The organism is Rossellomorea aquimaris TF-12 (assembly GCF_001648555.1).
In the GTDB taxonomy this organism is placed as follows: domain Bacteria; phylum Bacillota; class Bacilli; order Bacillales; family Bacillaceae_B; genus Rossellomorea; species Rossellomorea aquimaris.
Window position 1 is genome coordinate 209,545 of sequence record NZ_LQXM01000026.1, and the last position, 18,957, is coordinate 228,501.

The 18,957-nt window shown below is 34.7% G+C and carries 14 protein-coding genes and 1 riboswitch; of the genes, 11 read left to right on the forward strand and 3 right to left on the reverse strand.

All coding sequences use genetic code 11. The annotated features are described in order from the left end of the window. Positions 1 to 14 precede the first annotated feature (14 nt). The 3 genes from IQI_RS09025 (at position 15) to nhaC (ending at position 5,207) form a co-directional block, all read left to right on the forward strand. Positions 15 to 1,586: a peptide chain release factor 3 gene (locus IQI_RS09025; RefSeq protein WP_064092317.1), complete on the forward strand. Its 1,572-nt coding sequence runs from the start codon at positions 15 to 17 to the stop codon at positions 1,584 to 1,586. A 329-nt stretch (positions 1,587 to 1,915) separates the two neighbouring features. Further along, positions 1,916 to 2,941 carry an EAL domain-containing protein gene (locus IQI_RS09030; protein ID WP_064092318.1) on the forward strand — a complete coding sequence of 342 codons (1,026 nt, stop codon included), beginning with the start codon at positions 1,916 to 1,918 and terminating at the stop codon, positions 2,939 to 2,941. Positions 2,942 to 3,800: 859 nt separating this feature from the next. Beyond that, a complete protein-coding gene (gene nhaC / locus IQI_RS09035) occupies positions 3,801 to 5,207 on the forward strand; it encodes a Na+/H+ antiporter NhaC (protein WP_064092319.1) in 1,407 nt (468 codons plus the stop codon). 44 nt (positions 5,208 to 5,251) lie between these two features. Here the strand turns inward: nhaC and IQI_RS09040 are convergent, their stop codons facing one another. After that, on the reverse strand, positions 5,252 to 6,106 hold the full coding sequence (locus tag IQI_RS09040) for a hypothetical protein (protein ID WP_064092320.1): 855 nt from the start codon (positions 6,104 to 6,106) through the stop codon (positions 5,252 to 5,254). 201 nt (positions 6,107 to 6,307) lie between these two features. Here IQI_RS09040 and IQI_RS09045 point away from each other — a divergent pair, with 201 nt between their 5' ends. The 7 genes from IQI_RS09045 (at position 6,308) to IQI_RS09075 (ending at position 16,228) form a co-directional block, all read left to right on the forward strand. Continuing rightward, positions 6,308 to 9,388, forward strand: a complete 3,081-nt coding sequence (locus IQI_RS09045) for an efflux RND transporter permease subunit (RefSeq protein ID WP_064092321.1) — start codon at positions 6,308 to 6,310, stop codon at positions 9,386 to 9,388. 220 nt (positions 9,389 to 9,608) lie between these two features. Then, positions 9,609 to 10,706, forward strand: a complete 1,098-nt coding sequence (locus IQI_RS09050; protein ID WP_064092322.1) for an SDR family oxidoreductase — start codon at positions 9,609 to 9,611, stop codon at positions 10,704 to 10,706. A 214-nt stretch (positions 10,707 to 10,920) separates the two neighbouring features. Next, complete coding sequence (locus tag IQI_RS09055; RefSeq protein WP_064092323.1) at positions 10,921 to 11,382, forward strand: hypothetical protein; 462 nt, start codon at positions 10,921 to 10,923, stop codon at positions 11,380 to 11,382. Positions 11,383 to 11,444: 62 nt separating this feature from the next. Continuing rightward, positions 11,445 to 11,597, forward strand: a riboswitch (yybP-ykoY riboswitch). Between the two features lie 41 nt (positions 11,598 to 11,638). Beyond that, positions 11,639 to 12,403, forward strand: coding sequence for a TerC family protein (locus IQI_RS09060; protein WP_064092324.1), 765 nt, complete (start codon positions 11,639 to 11,641; stop codon positions 12,401 to 12,403). 508 nt (positions 12,404 to 12,911) lie between these two features. Next, positions 12,912 to 14,108, forward strand: coding sequence for a DUF5667 domain-containing protein (locus IQI_RS09065; RefSeq protein WP_064092325.1), 1,197 nt, complete (start codon positions 12,912 to 12,914; stop codon positions 14,106 to 14,108). A 234-nt stretch (positions 14,109 to 14,342) separates the two neighbouring features. Further along, positions 14,343 to 15,098: an RNA polymerase sigma factor SigI gene (gene sigI, locus IQI_RS09070; protein WP_064092326.1), complete on the forward strand. Its 756-nt coding sequence runs from the start codon at positions 14,343 to 14,345 to the stop codon at positions 15,096 to 15,098. Continuing rightward, positions 15,095 to 16,228: an anti-sigma factor domain-containing protein gene (locus IQI_RS09075; RefSeq protein ID WP_064092327.1), complete on the forward strand. Its 1,134-nt coding sequence runs from the start codon at positions 15,095 to 15,097 to the stop codon at positions 16,226 to 16,228. The genes sigI and IQI_RS09075 overlap by 4 nt, the downstream gene beginning before the upstream one ends. 149 nt (positions 16,229 to 16,377) lie before the next feature. On the opposite strand, the gene IQI_RS09080 is transcribed toward IQI_RS09075, so the two are convergent. Beyond that, positions 16,378 to 16,578, reverse strand: a complete 201-nt coding sequence (locus IQI_RS09080; protein WP_064092328.1) for an alpha/beta-type small acid-soluble spore protein — start codon at positions 16,576 to 16,578, stop codon at positions 16,378 to 16,380. A gap of 279 nt (positions 16,579 to 16,857) precedes the next feature. On the opposite strand from IQI_RS09080, the gene IQI_RS09085 reads away from it, so the two are divergent. Next, entirely contained in the window at positions 16,858 to 18,210 is a 1,353-nt protein-coding gene (locus tag IQI_RS09085) for a TrkH family potassium uptake protein (protein ID WP_064092329.1), read from the forward strand. Positions 18,211 to 18,362: 152 nt separating this feature from the next. On the opposite strand, the gene IQI_RS09090 is transcribed toward IQI_RS09085, so the two are convergent. Continuing rightward, complete coding sequence (locus IQI_RS09090) at positions 18,363 to 18,887, reverse strand: CBO0543 family protein (protein WP_064092330.1); 525 nt, start codon at positions 18,885 to 18,887, stop codon at positions 18,363 to 18,365. Positions 18,888 to 18,957: the final 70 nt, after the last annotated feature.

The following is an 18,957-nucleotide window of genomic DNA, read 5'->3' on the forward strand; positions in this document are numbered from 1 at the left end:
AAAGGATTTTATGAATGAAAATAGACTTTATACAAGAAGTTCAATCTAGACGAACTTTCGCAATTATATCCCATCCTGATGCAGGGAAAACTACTCTTACAGAACAGCTTCTTCTTTTTGGAGGCGCCATTCGTGCTGCTGGTACAGTTAAAGGAAAAAAATCAGGGAAATTTGCTACATCTGATTGGATGGAAATAGAGAAACAAAGGGGAATTTCCGTTACTTCTTCTGTAATGGCATTTAATTATGACGATTATCGAGTGAACATCCTGGATACTCCTGGACACCAAGATTTTTCCGAAGACACGTATAGAACTTTGATGGCTGTTGATAGTGCAGTGATGATTATTGATTCGGCAAAAGGAATTGAAGCACAGACATTAAAGCTATTTAAAGTCTGTCGCATGAGAGGAATTCCTATTTTTACTTTTATTAATAAATTGGATCGCCAGGGACGCGAGCCATTGGAATTATTAGAAGAATTAGAAGAAGTGCTAGGTATACAATCCTACCCAATGAATTGGCCAATTGGAATGGGAAAAGAGTTTCTTGGTATATATGATCGTTTTCACAATCGAATCGAGCAATTCCGAGTGGATGAAGATGATCGATTTATCCCGTTAAACGAAGAAGGTGAAATTGCGGGAGATCATTCTTTAAAGGAAAGTAATCTTTATAAACAAACATTAGAAGATGTCTTATTACTTAACGAAGCGGGAAATGAATTCTCTAGGGAGCGGATTGCAAATGGAGAGCTTTCGCCGGTATTTTTCGGTAGTGCCTTAACTAATTTCGGAGTGCAAACCTTCCTTGAAACCTATTTGCAATTCGCCCCTTCTCCACAGTCGAGAAATTCAGATATTGGAGAAATTGAACCGACAACAGAGGCATTCTCCGGATTTATTTTCAAGATTCAAGCTAATATGAATCCAGCTCACCGTGACCGCATAGCATTTCTGCGTATATGCTCAGGTCAATTTGAACGAGGGATGACCGTTAATTTATCCCGTACAGGGAAAACAATTAAGCTTGCTCAATCCACTCAATTCCTTGCTGATGATAGAAGCACAGTGAATGAAGCGGTTAGTGGAGATATTATTGGTATTTATGATACAGGTACCTATCAAATAGGAGACACCCTTGTTCAGGGTAAACAGAACTTCCAATATGAAAAGCTACCTCAATTTACGCCAGAGCTTTTTGTTCGTGTAACAGCGAAAAATGTGATGAAGCAAAAGCATTTCCAAAAAGGAATTCTTCAGCTTGTTCAAGAAGGTGCTATTCAATATTATAAAACTCTCCGCACAGAGGATGTTATTTTAGGGGCTGTAGGTCAGCTTCAATTTGAAGTTTTTGAGCACCGTATGAAAAATGAGTATAATGTTGATGTGAAAATGGAGCCAATTGGTTCTAAAATTGCCCGTTGGATTGAGAACGAGGAAGACGTAAAGGATTCTATGTCAAGTACACGTAGTATGCTTGTTAAAGACCGTCACGGTCAATTGGTCTTCCTATTTGAAAATGACTTTGCCATGAGATGGTTCCAAGATAAAAACCCAGACATTTCTTTATATAGCTTAATGTAATAAAAACATCCTTTAAGGTTTTCACTTTAAAGGATGTTTTTTGTTTGTAAAGAACTCTTTTCATAAGGCTCTTTATAATATGGGACATTAATGACTCTGTAGACCAGTTTATGCTGATGGTAAAGGGCAACTACTTCGCTTACCGCAGGTCGAGTAGTGCTCGTGGTTAACAGGGACCACTTTACGACATAAGTCCACAAATTTATAAAAAGAAAACTAATTTTGTGAAAATAAAGGATATTACTAGCAATTAGTAAGCGAAAAGACTTAGAATACCAATATAGTTGTAAAGATATTTTACTAGATATGTGAAAAGGTAGGGGTATTAAATGAATTTTGCATGCGCTAACTGTGGTATAACCATGAACTTCTACGAAAGTGGAAATGTAATTTTACATAATAATAAAGTATTACCATCACCCATTGAAAGAGCTAAAAAGATAAATGATTATACCTTCGTGTTTCCTTATAACAGTCAGGAGGCATTACAGGAAACCTTGAGTATGAATATAGAAATGCTTGAGAAGCAAGAATGGAAGTGCAGCCTTTCTTTGACTGAGATACCTGGAGAATTCAGCCCTGTATCTGAATTCATTAATCGAATAAAGAAAAGAGAATTAGTTGAAATTATCCAAAATGGGCAGTTTAAGAGTCATCTTCAGCCAATCATCAATCTAAAAGATTTTCGTTTATATGGGTATGAATCCCTTCTTCGATCGTCAAATCCCGACAACCAAATAAATCCTGCAACATTATTTGAAACTGCTTCAGTTACAGGATTTCATTCAATGTTAGACCAGAAGGCTAGACAATCCGCTATTGAAAGTCGAAAAGGACAAATTCAAACGGGTATTAAAAGCTTTATTAATTTTCTTCCATCTACCATCTATAATCCAGAATTCTGTTTGCGGCACACCTTTAATATTGTGAATAAATATGGTGTTAATCCAAATGACCTAGTGTTTGAAGTGGTGGAAACAGAAAAAATTGAGGATATTAATCATTTAAAGTCTGTCTTGGAGGTTTATCAGCGAGAGGGTATGAAGGTAGCACTAGATGATGTCGGTTCAGGATTTTCTACAATTGAAATGCTAACCTTGCTTCAACCGGATTATGTGAAAATTGATCGCTCTTATATTAACCATTGTGATTCAAATGAAGAAAATCAACAATTTTTAGAAAGGGTATTAAAGATATCAAAGGAATTAGGAATTTATGTGTTAGCAGAAGGGATCGAAAGGGAAGAAGAATTAACTTACTGTAAAAATATAGGTGTGGATTTCGCACAAGGGTATTACATAGGTAAACCCTCACAAATGGCTGAAAAGCCTCTTCTACACACTCTTTTAGTATAATAGTGAAGAATTTTTAAAAGGTATAGTCTTCAGGCATATGAAGACTATACCTTTTTCATAAAGGGCTCTGCATACGATATTTATATTTATGTGCGTGGTATTCTCTTGAAAGAAATAGCTGTAATCTTTTTTTAAAAAAGGCTCTTTTTGCAAAGAGATGGAGGGGGGAACTGCTTCGCTTCGGGGTTCTCTGCAAGACCGTATTTCCGCAGGAGTCTACACAATTCCCCCACCATCTTTATGAGACTTTTTTCGTGACAGAGCTACAAGGAGTCATAGAAAATCTATAGAAAACAGATTTGTTTTAATAGAAAATGTTACTAAAAGATAGTTATTTTTACTGATATCTTTTCATGAAACATGCTTTGAAAGTTCATTGGAGCGGAAATCAACCACTACTCGCTTTTTAATAAGCAACAAAGTTTACGAAAAGAACTTTTTGAAAACAGCCAGAATGAAAAAAGAATGTTGACATAAAATATGACCATGTTAAAATAATAGTATAAAATACTTTAGTGCTTAAAAGCGTTTAAGAGTAAAAGGGATTAAAGGCGTTAATATCAAAAAAATATATCATTTGTCTCAAACAACGAAGTAGGGAACCTTAAGACAGCATACAGAGACTAAGCGGTTGGTGAAAGCTTAGGTCATTGGCTACTGAATTACATTGTTTATGAAAGAGACGAACCTTTTTAAGAGGGGGTAAACATTAGCAAGGTTTGCTTCAATTAGGGTGGTAACGCGGAGAACTCTTCGTCCCTATCAGGGATGAGGGGTTTTTTGTGTTTCATCTCTAATTGGACATATTCTAAATAGAAGTTCAACATATCGTATCAAAAAGTCAAAGGAAGTGTTCTAAATGTTAAATATTAAAGCAGTTCATAAACCTCATGTAGTTGAGGCAACTGTCATTCTGTTAATGGTGTTAGGAATAATAAGCGTAAGTATTATTGGTGTACAAGCAGTTCCACACATACCAATCATTCTCTCACTATTTTTTCTTATGATGTATGGTTTGATTAGAAAGGTGAAATTTAAAGACATTGAAGAGGGAATGATTTTGGGAGCACAGGGTGGCTTAGGAGCGATACTATTATTTATTTTTATTGGTCTCCTTGTCAGCAGTTGGTTAATTAGTGGAACAATCCCTACATTAATGTTTTATGGGTTTGATTTTATTTCACCTTCTTATTTCTATGCAATTGCATTTCTGTTAACTTCATTAAGTGGGTTGGTAGTAGGAAGTTCTTTAACAACAGCCGCCACGATTGGTGTCGCCATAATTGGAATTGGAGAAGCACTCGGTTTTTCTATGGCCATAACGGCAGGAGCCATTGTATCAGGTGCATTTTTTGGTGATAAGATGTCTCCATTATCAGATACCACGAATTTGGCATCCTCCATCGTGAAGGTAGATTTATTTACTCATATTCGAAATATGGCTTGGACAACCATCCCAGCCTTTATTATCTCGATCATGGTATTTGCATTATTGTCACCTAGTAAGAATGATATAGATTTGTCACAGCTTCACTTTTTACAAGAAGGACTTTCTCAAACTGGGTTGATCCATTGGTATAGTTTAATCCCAGTAGCTTCACTTATTGTTCTCGTATTATTTAAAGTACCAGCCTTATTATCTCTTGCAATTAATGTAGTGATTTCAATTGGTATATCATTTCTTCATGGATCAACAAAGGCGAATGAACTTTTTACAATCTTATTTTCGGGGTATGAATCTAAAACGGGGATTGAATCAATAGATTCGCTTTTAACTCGTGGCGGGGTAAACAGCATGATGTTCACTATTTCCCTTGTCATACTTTCATTAAGCTTAGGTGGCTTATTATTTAAGTTAGGAATTATTCCAGCGTTACTTTCCAAGGTTTCAAGCATGATTCACTCAACTCGACGTACCATTTTATCAACAGCTCTGTCGGCAATAGGCATTAATTTAGTTGTAGGAGAACAATACCTATCAATCCTATTAACTGGGGAAGCCTTTCAATCACAATATAAAAAGCTCGGTCTTCATCCGAAAAACTTGTCCAGGACATTAGAGGATGCTGGTACTGTCATCAATCCATTAGTACCCTGGAGTGTTTGTGGTATTTTCTTAACGGATGTTTTAGGGGTTTCTACTATCTCCTATTTACCATTTGCACTATTTTGCTTAATATCGCCAATCATTACAGTACTATATGGTTTTACGGGGTGGACAATAGAAAAGGACCATTCTGAACTTGATTCAGTTGTAAAACATTAATGAAAAGGATTGTTCTAAGATGAGAATCATTATTCTCTCATTGCTTAGAACAATCCTTTTTTCTTTTCGGTAAGACTTTTATTATATAAGGTAGTCCCAATTCCAATCATGCATAAATGGAAGAGTGGAAACACCAGCATTAGTAAAGGACTCTTGAAGGTTAAAATGCCTACTGATTGCATGAATAGTTCTAAAATAAAGAGGGTAGCAATGGTAAAGAAGTAAAAGGAAATCACTTTATTTTTAAACGTAATGACCAAACTGTAAAAAAGGTTTGCGAACCACAAATATAAACTATTGCCTGCAATAATATCTCTCATTTCATTTGAGAAAACATTCAATGGTATTTCATACCATTTTAAAAGTGGTGATAAGATCCATCCCAAGGACAATGTAATAGTTGATAAGGCAAAGAATAATGTTAAAAAATACAGCAGTCTATTTGACCTTGTTTCTAATAACCACCACCATATTTTTGCAAGGAAAATGGAAAAGATAAGAAAGAGTGAAGTATATAAAGATTTCCACCAATATTGAGTATAAATATCTAAAAACATGAAACAGGCTTCAATAAGATAGAATAGACCAATAATTAAAAGGGTCCATTTAATCTTAAGTTTATAAACGACGATAATTGTAATGGCAATGGGTACAGAGAATGCTTGTGAACTAATAGAGCCAAAAACGCTGTCATTATATTTATTTTCAAGGAGATGGGGATGGTAAGCGTAACTGTTAAAAAGGATAAATACAATATATTCGAAGAGATAAGCTAATCCAGATATAAACAACCAAAACAGGATGATATAAGATGAAATTTGTCTTTTCATTGTTAATGTATAAACAAATAGGATGATACTCGTAGCGACGAGAATAATAAAGGGAAGCCAATTTGGCATGTTAATGCTCCTTACTATACTGTATAGAATTATTATTTACAGAATTAGAAGATTTATTTATATTGGTGAACAATATGTGAACTATATGAAAGTGGAATCTTATATATTGAAGGTTAGGACAGAAGGACTTATAGTTAAATAAACTGCTTCCAATTAAATGAAAAATTCACTGAATATAGAAATGGAAAGGGGAGCAAAGAATTGAAAATTAGTGATTTCTCCATACGTCGTCCTGTATTTACAGTAGTGACGATGCTTTTAATCTTAATACTTGGAGGAGTGTCATTATTCCGCATACCACTAAAGCTAATACCTGACTTAAATCCTCCAGTGGGAGTTGTGGTGACCTCTTATCCAGGGGCAAGTCCAGAAGAAGTAGTAGAGAAAGTGACGAAGCCATTAGAAGAAAGCTTATCGACGTTACCGGGTATGAAAAATATCCAATCCACTTCAAGAGAAGGGTCCAACTTTATTCTCTTAGAGTTTTCTTGGACAACCTCAATTGATGAGATAGAAAATGATGTATTACAAAGAGTCGATCAAACTCCTTTACCTGATGGTGCACAAAATCCTAGATTCCTTAAATTTGACCCGGCACAATTTCCGATTATTCAAGTTTCCTTGAGAGAGGAAAGTGAAAAGGACAATTTGAAATCACTGTCGGAAAAATTAAAATTAGAGCTTACTAGGGTAGAGGGAGTAGCAAATGTTAATGTTTCAGGATCATTTAATGATGAAGTAGTCATTGAATTAGATCAACAGGAGTTAGAAAAAAAACGACTAACTCAGTCCAGCGTTATTAATACTATAAGAGCAAATAATGTTACGGCTCCTGGTGATACCATTAAAACAGATGGGAAGACCCTAACAACTAGAGTAATGAGTCAACTTCAGAGTGTTGAGGACTTGAAAAAATTAGTATTACAGGTAAACCCTCAAACTGGAAAAAACGTAACTCTTTCTGATGTGGCTAAGATTGAGCTGAAAGAGAAAAGCACTAACACCATCACGAGGGCTAATCAAGAACCGGCAATTCTATTTAGCGTATTGCAGCAGTCAGATGCAAACACTGCTTCAGTTTCAAAAGAATTTCAAAAGGAATTAAACAGGCTTTTATCAGAAGATCAATATAAATCCATTAAAGCAGATATCCTTTTTGACCAAGGGGATTACATAACCCAAGCAATCGGAAATATCGCTAATGCTCTCATTATTGGTGGAGCGTTTGCTATGCTTGTTCTATTTCTGTTCTTAAGAAATATAAAAAGTCCATTAATTATAGGTGTGGCCATTCCATATTCAGTTATTGTCACATTTGTGTTAATGTTCTTTGCGGACTTTGCATTAAATATAATGACCCTGGGTGCATTAGCACTGGGGATAGGTATGTTAGTAGATAATGCAATTGTAGTAATTGAAAATATATATCGACACTTGTCACTTGGGAAACCCCCTAAGGAGGCTGCAAGTATCGGTGCAAAAGAAGTAGGAGGAGCTATTACAGCCTCAACCTTAACGACAGTTGCTGTATTCTTACCCGTGGTATTCATTTCTGGTCTTCTCGGTGAATTATTTACAGAGTTTGCATTAACCATCTCTTTTAGTTTACTTGCTTCCCTTGTTGTAGCCCTGACTGTTATCCCTATGTTAGCTAGTAGATTATTAAAAAAACCTAAAGGGAATTTAGAAGCCAGACGACGTCGGTCTAAGGGAAGAAAGACATTTGCTCGTTCAGTAAAATGGGCGCTTCATCACCGGTTTATTGTTTTGTCCATTACAGTCCTGACTTTATTGTTAGGAGGATTCGGCTTAACGACCGTAGGTACTCAGTTTTTACCAGCAACGGATGAAGGATTTTTTAATATGAAAGTAGAATTAGAAAATGGAGCATCTGTTGATGAAACTAATAAAGTAGTAAAAGAAATTGAAGATCAACTAAAAGAAGAAACAGATGTAGATGTGTTCGTTAGTTTGGTTGGAACAACTCAAGAAGAATCATTTAGAGGGAATGAAAAAGGAAATATAGCTGAAATTTATGTGAAAATGAAGCCACTAGAGGATCGTAAACAGTCTATTTTTGAGTTTGCTGATAACGTAAAACCTGTGATTGAACAATCAGCTCAAAAAGTGAATAAAACGGCTAAAATATCTTTTAATCTTCAATCCACATCGGGGTCAAGTCCTCAAACTCTTACCTTTAACTTAAGAGATACAGATCAATTACGATTAAATCAATCAGTGAAAAAGTTATTTGACTCATTAAAAAACATGGATGACGTAACCGAAGTAACAACTGATCAAATGGAAACGGTTAAAGAAGTACAATTAAAAGTAAAACGGGATAAAGCCCTTGAACAAGGATTAGCACCTGCTCAAATTGGTACACTCGTACAAGATGTAACTAGAGGCGTGATGGCTACCCAAATGGTGACAGAAAATTCTGATGTTTTAAGCGTGTTTGTTCAATATGACAGGAACATAACAGAAAATTTAGATTCATTGAAGAAGCTTCTAATTCCAAATGGTAAAGGACAATATATTCAGTTGAACTCCGTTGTTGACTTTAGCATTGAAGATGGACCAGTTAGTATACAACGGATTGACCAGCAGCATGCTGTTCAATTCACCCTTAAATACTCAAGTAACACTAATTTGGGATCTATTTCGAAGGATGTGGACAGTCGAATTGAATCCTTAAATCTTCCTAATGAAACATTGGTTTCCTTTAGCGGTGACAGAGAGTTATTAGAGGACTCAATTGATGACATGATATTAGCTCTGGTATTAGCTATTGTACTTGTTTACATGGTAATGGCAGCCCAGTTTGAGTCATTTAAATATCCATTTGTTATTATGTTTACTGTGCCATTAATGGTCATAGGTGTAGCGATTGCATTAGCTATTACCCAAACTCCGATTAGTATTTCTGCAATTATAGGCGTTATTGTCCTGGCGGGAATTGTCGTAAATAATGCTATTGTTATTGTAGACTATATTAACCAAAGAAAGGAGTCGGGAATAGAGAGCTTTGACGCCATAGTAGAAGCAGTACAAGATCGTGCACGTCCGATATTAATGACAGCACTAACAACCATCCTTGGATTACTTCCTTTAGCATTAGGGTTGGGTGAAGGAACCGAAATTAATCAACCAATGGGGATTGCTGTAATTGGTGGATTGATAAGTAGTACCTTACTTACCATTTATGTGATTCCAATTGTGTACAGCTTTTTTGATAAAGAAACAAGACGATTGAAGAAAAAACACAGAAGACATTCTTAAGATATTTCCTAAAACTTACCCTACATCTGCGTAATCATTATCAACTATTGAAAAAATGGTAGGATAATGAAGATGATAGGGTGAGTTTTTTTGGTTCCTTAAAGGGGAAATAAAGCCAGCTGGAGAGCGAATCATCACTATTGTCTTGTGTGATTAATAACAATAAAGTTTGTGGAAATACCCTTAATAATAAAATACTAGTGAGAGAGGGCATTTAATTATGAAGAATGGAGTATATTTCATTACTGGTTTTCCAGGGTTTTTAAGCATCAATTTATTAGAAGAATTAATCATACAAGGGAAAGCAGGGACAGTATACTTACTTCACCTGCCGAGCTTAACTTCTCAAGCAAATGAAGCCCTCATTACATTAGGAAAAAGAATAAATTTACAAGAGACAAATATTATTTTGGTAGAGGGAGACATTACAAAATCTGACCTTGGATTGTCTAAAGACATATTGGAAGAAGTCTGTGAAGACGTACAATATGTCTTTCATTTGGCAGCAATATATGATTTAGCTGTTCCAAAGGACCTTGCCTATAATGTAAATGTAGAGGGTACAAGAAATGTAAATGAATTTTGTGAAAAGGTAACTCAATTAAAGCGTTATGTATACTTTAGTACAGCTTTTGTTGCAGGAAAAAGAAAAGGTGAGATAGTAGAAAGTGATTTGATTGAGCCTGAAGAATTTAATAACTACTATGAACAGACGAAATATGAAGCAGAAGTACTAGTAGAACAGGTAAAGGGTGACCTCCCTACTACAATTATTCGACCAGGTATCGTAAAGGGACACTCAGAGACTGGAGAAACAATTAAATTTGATGGTCCATACTTTATTATGAATATGTTTCAACGATTATCCTTCCTTCCTTGGATACCCTATCTAGGAAGCGGAGAGGCTTTTATTAATATTGTACCAGTGGAATATGTAGTTCAAGGAACAATCTTTCTTGGTCATTCTCCAAAAGGTATAGGGAAAACCTACCATCTTACAGATCCTCAGCCTATAAAGGTAAGAGAGGTGTATGATCAAATTTTATGGAATATGTATAAAAGGCACCCTAAGGGTAAAATACCATTGTTTTTTTCGAATTGGGCTCTGCAATTCAAGTATGTCAGAAAATATTTAAAGGTTGAAAGAGAAGCATTGGATTACTTTACCCTTGATAGCACTTTTAATTGCAATCAAGCCCAAGAAGATTTAGTGGGGTCTTCCATTTCTTGTCCAACTCTTTCAAGTCAGTTACCTAAAATGGTTGAATTTTATAATAAGAATTCATCTAATGAAAAGCTACATGTAAAAATCAACTGAATTTTCATTATAAAAACCTTAAATAGAGTCATCATCGTAATAATTAGGAGGGAAATGGTAAATATAAAGAGAGAAGCATCAATAGGAGGACTCTCGAGATGTTATTATCCCTTACAAAGATACTCAACCAATATTATTTATGCCGTTTAGAGAACCAATATTCCATAAGTGGTTTTTCCATAATGTTCATAAACCAACCCTTTAAGAGATACATATGAGATCATCGATTACCAAGTTAGAAGCAATTCTTTGGAGCATTGCTCTGCCGGGTTTTCCTCAGTTATTGGTTGGACTTTGGTTTAAAGGAACATTATTCGTGCTGCTTGAAATTGTTTTTAATGTACAAAGCAACTTTAATCAAGCAATAATGTATAGTTTTTTAGGGGAAACAGAGAGAGCGGCCCAAACCATCAATTACCAATGGTTAATGTTTTATCCCTGTTTATATATGTTTGCCATGTGGGATGCCTATAAGATCTCAATGGAAAAAGAGGAAAAGTATGTTTATTTACCATTTGTTTTTTCAGCTTATTTTGTAACGGTTGGGTTGATGTATTCACCTAACGTATATGTATTTGGGAAATTTATAGGTCCTATCTTCCTGCCGATGTTATTTGTTATTCCAGGAGTAGGAATTGGACTACTTTTACGATGGGTTCTTTTACGAATGAAGTAAGTTTTATTTCTTTACGAATAATTGTTGATGAGGTAGAATACATGTATACAAATGAATGTTTTCTACCTGTCAAAGGGGAGTAGCTATAGGGTTATACCTAAATAAAGTCGTCAATTCATGGAGATTTCCATCGGCTTTATTGGCATCTGATTATGCTAAGCAAGACCTTTGCCTTTTTAGGCAAGGGTCTTTTTATTTTTATAAAAATCTTGCCTAAAGGAAAACTAATTGAGTAAATAGGAGGGACTTAACAATAATGGATGCTTCAATGTTATTAGAATACGGATGGGTTTTACTCATCCTGGTGGGATTAGAGGGGATTTTAGCTGCAGATAACGCAGTGGTTATGGCAGTTATGGTAAAGCACCTACCCGGGGAACAAAGGAAAAAAGCTTTATTTTATGGTTTATTAGGAGCTTTCGTATTTCGTTTTGGTGCTCTCTTCCTTATTTCATTTTTAGTCAACGTATGGCAAGTTCAAGCGATAGGAGCTATTTATCTTTTCTATGTTTCCATACACCATTTTGTGAAAAAGAAAAAAGACTCTACTAACGTAGAAACAGCTCCTAATAAAGGTTCTGGCTTTTGGACAACTGTGATCAAAGTAGAGCTTGCTGATATAGCTTTTGCAGTTGATTCAATGTTAGCGGCTGTTGCATTGGCTGTTACACTACAACCAACAGGCTGGTTTGATATTGGTGGAATTGATGGTGGGCAATTTATCGTAATGTTCTTAGGTGGTGTGATTGGCCTTGTCATTATGAGATTTGCAGCGACATGGTTTGTGAAGCTGTTAGAAAAATACCCAACATTAGAATCAGCAGCTTTCTTAATTGTAGGGTGGGTTGGTGTGAAATTAGCCGTTTTTACGTTAGCACATCCTGATGTGGCGATTTTAGATCATCATTTTCCAGAATCAAAAGGTTGGAAGCTCGTATTTTGGACTGTTTTACTTCTTTTAGCTATAGGCGGTTATTTACTATCAAGAAAGAAAGCAAAACAATCAAGTAGTAATTTGTGAGCGATACAGGATGCTCGCTTTCTGCGGGGCGGGTGGTGAGCATCCTCTTCGCTTAAGCTCAGGCGTCCCACTCACTATTCCCACAGGAGTCTTTCACCTGCAGCGATTATTAACATACTCAGTAATAACTTTTTCAAACTTTATATTCGCATTAGCACTGTCACTAAATTTATATAGATGGTGAAAGGGGACTGCGTTGGTTCCTGCGGAAGTACGTTACGTATCTGCTGAGCTCCGGAAGGGAAGCTTAGAATGCTCTCGATTGAACGTAATTACAAGTGGAGCGTTTCCTCCATACCATCCCATACAGGCTGATTAGGGCCATTAGTAGAACATATGTTAGGAAGCAAAAATCATTTCTAAAAGTGCCATTTTTAAAAACACTCAAAAACTTTTTTGGGTGTTTTTTTATTTTTTTTTTTAAAACCCCCTAAAAAAAATTCGTTGTAACGTAATTCCTTTAGTAAGGCGATCGCTTAAGAAAAAAATACATTATGAGGTGTTACATATGTCAAAACAATCAAAAATCATGAAATCATCATTAGCTGTATTAGTAGCAGGATCCATTAGCTTTTCAGGTTCATTAGCTTATGCAAATTCAGACGATCAAAATTTTGAAAGTGTTCAATTAGGAGATCAAACAGCTACAAGTAATACTGATGTCCAAGTAAACGACGAAGCAATGGTTGATTCAACAAAAGACGAAATTGAAAAATTGGAAGAGTCTATGGATGCTCCATCTTTATTACCAGGGGACTTCTTCTATTTTGCAAAGATGGCTTTAGAAAAAGTGAAGCTTGCATTTACAATGGATGATGCAAAAGAAGCGAAACTACTTGCAGAATTTGCAGCAGAGCGCTTAGCAGAAGCAGAAGCATTATTCCAATCTGGAAATGAAGAAGAAGCTATTGAAGCGATTAACAAAGCAATCGAAATGATGGAAAACGCAGAAGATGCAACGACTGAAGAAACAAACACAGAAGAAAATGCAGAAGATGCAACAACTGAAGAAACAGACACAGAAGAAATGACAGAAGATGCAACGACTGAAGAAACAGACACAGAAGAAAATACAGAAGATGCAACAACTGAAGAAACAGATTCTGAAGAAGTTGAAATGAGTGAAATGGAAGAATTAATGTCACAAAACATTATTGCTCTAAAAGCAGCAATGGAAAAAGTAAAGAATCCTAAAGCAAAGGCTGCTTTAGAAAGAAACATTGAAAAAAGCTATGTGAAACTAGCAGCTAAAATTGCTAAGTTCGAAGCAAAATGGTCTGAGGAAGAAGCGCAAGAAGAAGAAACAGATACTACAACTGAAACATCTACTGAGGCTACTACAGAAGAGATGGAAACAAATGTAGAAGATACAAAGACAGAAACATCTGAAGACGCAACAAATGTTGAAGAATCAACTGAAACTGAAGTAGAATCTGAAGATAGTGAAGAGGTTGAGAAAGAAACCGAAGCACCTGCTCTAGCTCCAGTGAAGCAGTCAGTGAAAAAAGAAGAGAAGCATGAACAGAAAGAGCAAAGAAAAGAAGAGAAACGTGAAATCAAACAGCAGCGCGATGAAGAGAAAAACAAAATGAAAGAACAACGTAAAGAAAGAAAAGACCAAGAAAAAGAAAATGGTAATGAAAAGAAAGAAGAGCGTGATCAAGGAAATAAACATGAAAAGAACAAAGGACATCATAAAGAGTAAGATCATTATAGTGAAAAAAGGATGAATGTATTAGATGTATAATATTTCTTTCTAATATCAGTCAAGAAGGGGTCTCACCTTAAAGTGTCTTTCTATACGGAAAATTACCTTTTTAAATGCCTGACAAATGATAATCGTATAGCACACACTTTAATTTGAAGCCCCTTCCCCTCTATTATCCATTGAAAAATCGAGATGTATTAGTATAATAGTGAGCAGGATGGGGTGAGACTGATGCTAAATTTATTACTATTTCTATTAGCAAAAAAGAAAAAAAAGCAGACACTTGAAGAAGTGGCCATTCAAATTCAACAAGGTGATGAACAATTGTTGAACGAGATAATTGATGACTATAAGCCATTCATCAAAAAGACAGTTTCTTCTGTGTGCAAACGATATATTTATGAAAGTGATGATGAATTTAGCATCGGTCTAATCGCATTTCATGAAGCTTTATTAAAATATAATTCACAGCGTGGAGCTTCCATTATCAGCTTTTCAGAAATCATTATTAAAAGAAAAGTAATTGACTACATAAGGAAAAATGGCAGATACAAAGACATTAGCATAGATATGAGTCTTTTAGAAGATGAAGAAGATTCACCTGGTTTGACCTTTGAACAAGTTGCCTCTGTTGATGAGTATGAGAGGCAGGAAGAAACCATAAAAAGAAGAGAAGAGATTCGTTCATTTCAGGAGCAGCTTTCTCAATATAAATTATCTTTTCAAGATATAGTTGAGCAATCACCTAAGCATGAGGACGCGAGACTAAATGCAATTGAAATTGCGAAGACAGTAGTCGACTCTCAAGAGTTACTTCAATATTTATTCGAAAAGAAACGACTGCCAATAAAAATGTTAGAGAAACAGGTAGTGGTGAGTAGAAAAACCATCGAAAGAAACAGAAAATATATTATTGCGATTTCTCTCATTATCGTCGGGGATTATGTATATTTAAAGGATTACTTAAAAGGGCGGTTGGATATATGAATAAAGGGATCATTATGGAAATAAAACGTGATATCCTCGTGATGTTGACCCCAGAAGGAGAATTTGTTAAAGGAAAAAGACAGCCAAATCAACAATATTCGTTAGGTGAAGAGATTCCATTTTCTCCAATAGTAGAAGAACGTAAAATGAAGAAGTTTTTCACAAATTGGAATTGGAAGGTTTCCACTCCTCTTGTTATGGCTTGTATTTTAATCCTGACTCTTATTTCAAATACAGTTCTACCAAATAATCAAGCATATGCTTATGTGTCTGTTGATATCAATCCTAGCGTAGAATTAACCGTTAATAAGGAACAACAAGTGATAAGTATAGAGCCTTACAATGAAGACGGGAAAGCACTTTTAAAACAACTACCTGAGTGGCATAAGGAAATTCTTAGTAAAGTTACAAAAGATATTATCCAAGAGAGTGAAAAATTGGGCTATCTGAAAGAAGGACAAAATATTCTTATCACTTCTTCGTTGATTAATGAAGATGAAAATAAAGATAACTCTATTATTATAAGTTCATTAAATGACTTGGTGGAAGAATATGGTTCTAAATATAATGCTTACATTACCGTTAAAGAAACATCAAAAGATATAAGAGAAGAGGCAACAAAAAAAGGGATGACAGCTGGATCACTGCTACGAGAGACAGAGAAAGTACAAAAAAGTAACAACAAGTCTGTTGAAAAGAAGAAAGAGTCGAAAGCAGTTAATGATCATAAAAAAAATAATTCTATAAAAGAAGAAGAACCTTCGGTGAAAAGTAATAGCCAAAGCACAACGAATGGGACTGATAATGAAAAGAATCAAAAAAGTGTAGTACCTAAACAGAATTATGGTCAAAGCAAAAAAGCTCAGAATACACACCCTGCTCAGTCCGAAGACAAACCGAAACCGAACTCCTCTCAATGGAAGCAAAATCATGATGAAAAAGATACAAAAGAAAATCAATCTAATAGAGACAATCGTTCTAATCATAAAGATCAAAGCAAAAGTAATACCGGAAGAAATGGATCTGAAAAATATGATATTAAAAATGAACATAATAATGTGAATGAGAACAAAAAGAATAATAATCATAGCGAGAGAAATAAAGATAACAATAAGAAACAAAAAGATTAAACAAATAAAAAGCTCATTCTTGGAGAAGGAATGAGCTTTTTATTTGTTATGAATGGCTCTGTTAAAGATTGTTTCTATTTTTGGAATAACAGTTTGTATAAAATATATAAGAAAAGCTAGCTAGAATATTCTAGCTAGCTTATGCCATTTTATTTATTTGATTGTCCTGAAATTTGAGACTGGGCTTGCTTTACCAGACGCTTTGTAATTTCTCCTCCAACAGATCCATTAGAGCGTGATACAGTGTCTGATCCTAAAGTCACACCAAACTCTTGAGCAATTTCATATTTTACTTGATCAAGGTATTGTTCAACACCAGGAACTAATAATTTATTTCTACTTCTAGCCAAGGTTGTTTCCTCCTTTTTATCATGAACTTGAAACAATAATTGTTTCTGTACCTATATTATTTGTATGTATTCATGCGAACATGAATGGTAATTTTTCTCCTGAAATGAATTGATTACATGTTTCAATAGTGATTGAACAATGCAATACAATACAGTTTAGTTTAAAATAATTCGATTAAAGGAAGAATAACATTGAGGAAATCTCCTTTTTTCCTTTCAATCGGAGTGGAAATTCATTAAGATAGAGAAGGAAATAAAAGTTGAAAGGGAAATACATAGATGTGGTATAAACTGAGATTAAATTTAAATAAATTAACGCCTGCTCAAATTATTGTTTCATATTATTTTATTGCTGTAACAATAGCTACCATTTTGCTAAGCTTACCATTTGCCCACAAACCAGGTGCGAAATGGACCTTTTTGGATGCAATATTTACAGCAGTTAGCGCAGTAAGTGTTACAGGTTTAACCGTAGTAAGTACTGTGGATACCTTTAGTACAACCGGAATTTTTCTTCTAATGTTTGTCCTTCAATTTGGAGGTATAGGGATCATGACACTGGGTACTTTCTTTTGGTTGATTGTTGGAAAAAAAATCGGACTTAAAGAAAGACAATTAATTATGACCGATCAAAATCAAACAAGTTTGGCCGGACTTGTAAACTTACTAAAGCAAATTTTATTGTTAATAATCATTATTGAATTAATTGGGGCATTGGTCCTCGGGATTTATTTCTTGGGATATTATACTACTTGGCAGGAAGCTTTCCTACAAGGACTATTTGCTTCAGTTAGTGCTACAACAAATGCTGGATTCGATATCACTGGACAGTCGTTAATACCTTTTAAAAATGATTACTTTGTTCAGTTTGTTACAATCGTTTTATTAACATTGGGAGCGATTGGTTTTCCTGTATTAATTGAAACAAAAAACTTTCTTATGAATAAGCAAAGAAATAAGCATCATTTTTCACTGTATACAAAAATTACTACCCTTACTTTCTTTAGTTTATTATTATTTGGTACCGTGATTATTTTTGTCTTTGAATATAACCGTTTCTTTAATGGTATGGTATGGCATGAATCTTTCTTTTATGCACTATTTCAGTCTGCAACTACAAGGAATGGTGGCTTATCCACTATGAATGTGGCCGAATTTTCATCTCCCACTCTTTTAGTGATGTGTGCATTAATGTTTATTGGTGCTTCTCCTAGTTCAGTAGGTGGGGGGATTCGTACTACTACATTTGCACTTAATATTCTTTTTCTATTTCACTTTGCTAAGGGAAATAAAGCCATCAAAATTTTCAAACGTGAAATACACGAACAAGATATCATAAAGTCGTTAGTTGTAACTATGATGGCAATCTTTATTTGCTTTTTATCAGTCATAATATTAACTTTTACTGAAAGTCATTCTATTGTTGAAATTGTTTTTGAAGTGGCTTCTGCATTTGGTACTACTGGGTTATCATTAGGAATAACCTCTGAACTGACCTCTATTGGAAAATGTGTGATTATTGTTCTAATGTTTATTGGACGTGTAGGGATTTTATCTTTTCTCTTTATGATAGGAGGAAAAGAAAAAACAACAAAATACCATTATCCTAAAGAACGGGTTATTATTGGTTAATCTAAATAAAATCCATAAAATAAATCTAACTACTATTTAAGTGAAAAATGTCTATTAAAAAAACGATACTAAAAAGTATCGTTTTTTTGTACTTAATAATTATTCGGAACAATCTAACTTTGCTGGTTGACCATAAACAACAATGGAAAGCATTATTTCATCACAGAATAAGGAACGTCAAAGTAGAACCAAAGAAAAAGAACGATAGGGAAGGAAATGATCCAGGCGACTATTGGACGCTTGTGATGAATGATCAATACAGACAACATCATGACATTGAATATAAGATCCCATCCAAAATGCCATCCATGGTGATAGGTCATAATTCCTATAAAATGAGTAAATCCTTCTGTGATGGCAAAAATTCCTGTCCAAATTCCGACCCATATTACTTTTTTGAGCAAAGAAGAGGGAAGTCTTCCGATAAAAATTGCAACGGTTACCGTATATTGAACAATCATTTTTAAAAGAGAAATTAAAGTGTGATTAAGCTTTAAACTCTGATCCAGTTCACTAATAGCTTGGAATTTCCACATTGAGTAATCGTATAAAAGAAATTGGGAGAGTAAATCACCAATAATAAAAAATAAGATCGTTGAATAATAGGAATGAAATTCCTTCCAATTTCCAAATTTCCAGCCTATAAATATGTATATGAATAATAAAGTAAGGATCATATTATTTCCTCGTTCTATCTTTTTACTTAGTTTTGGGTAAAGTGCTTCAATTATTCAGGTTTTATTATAT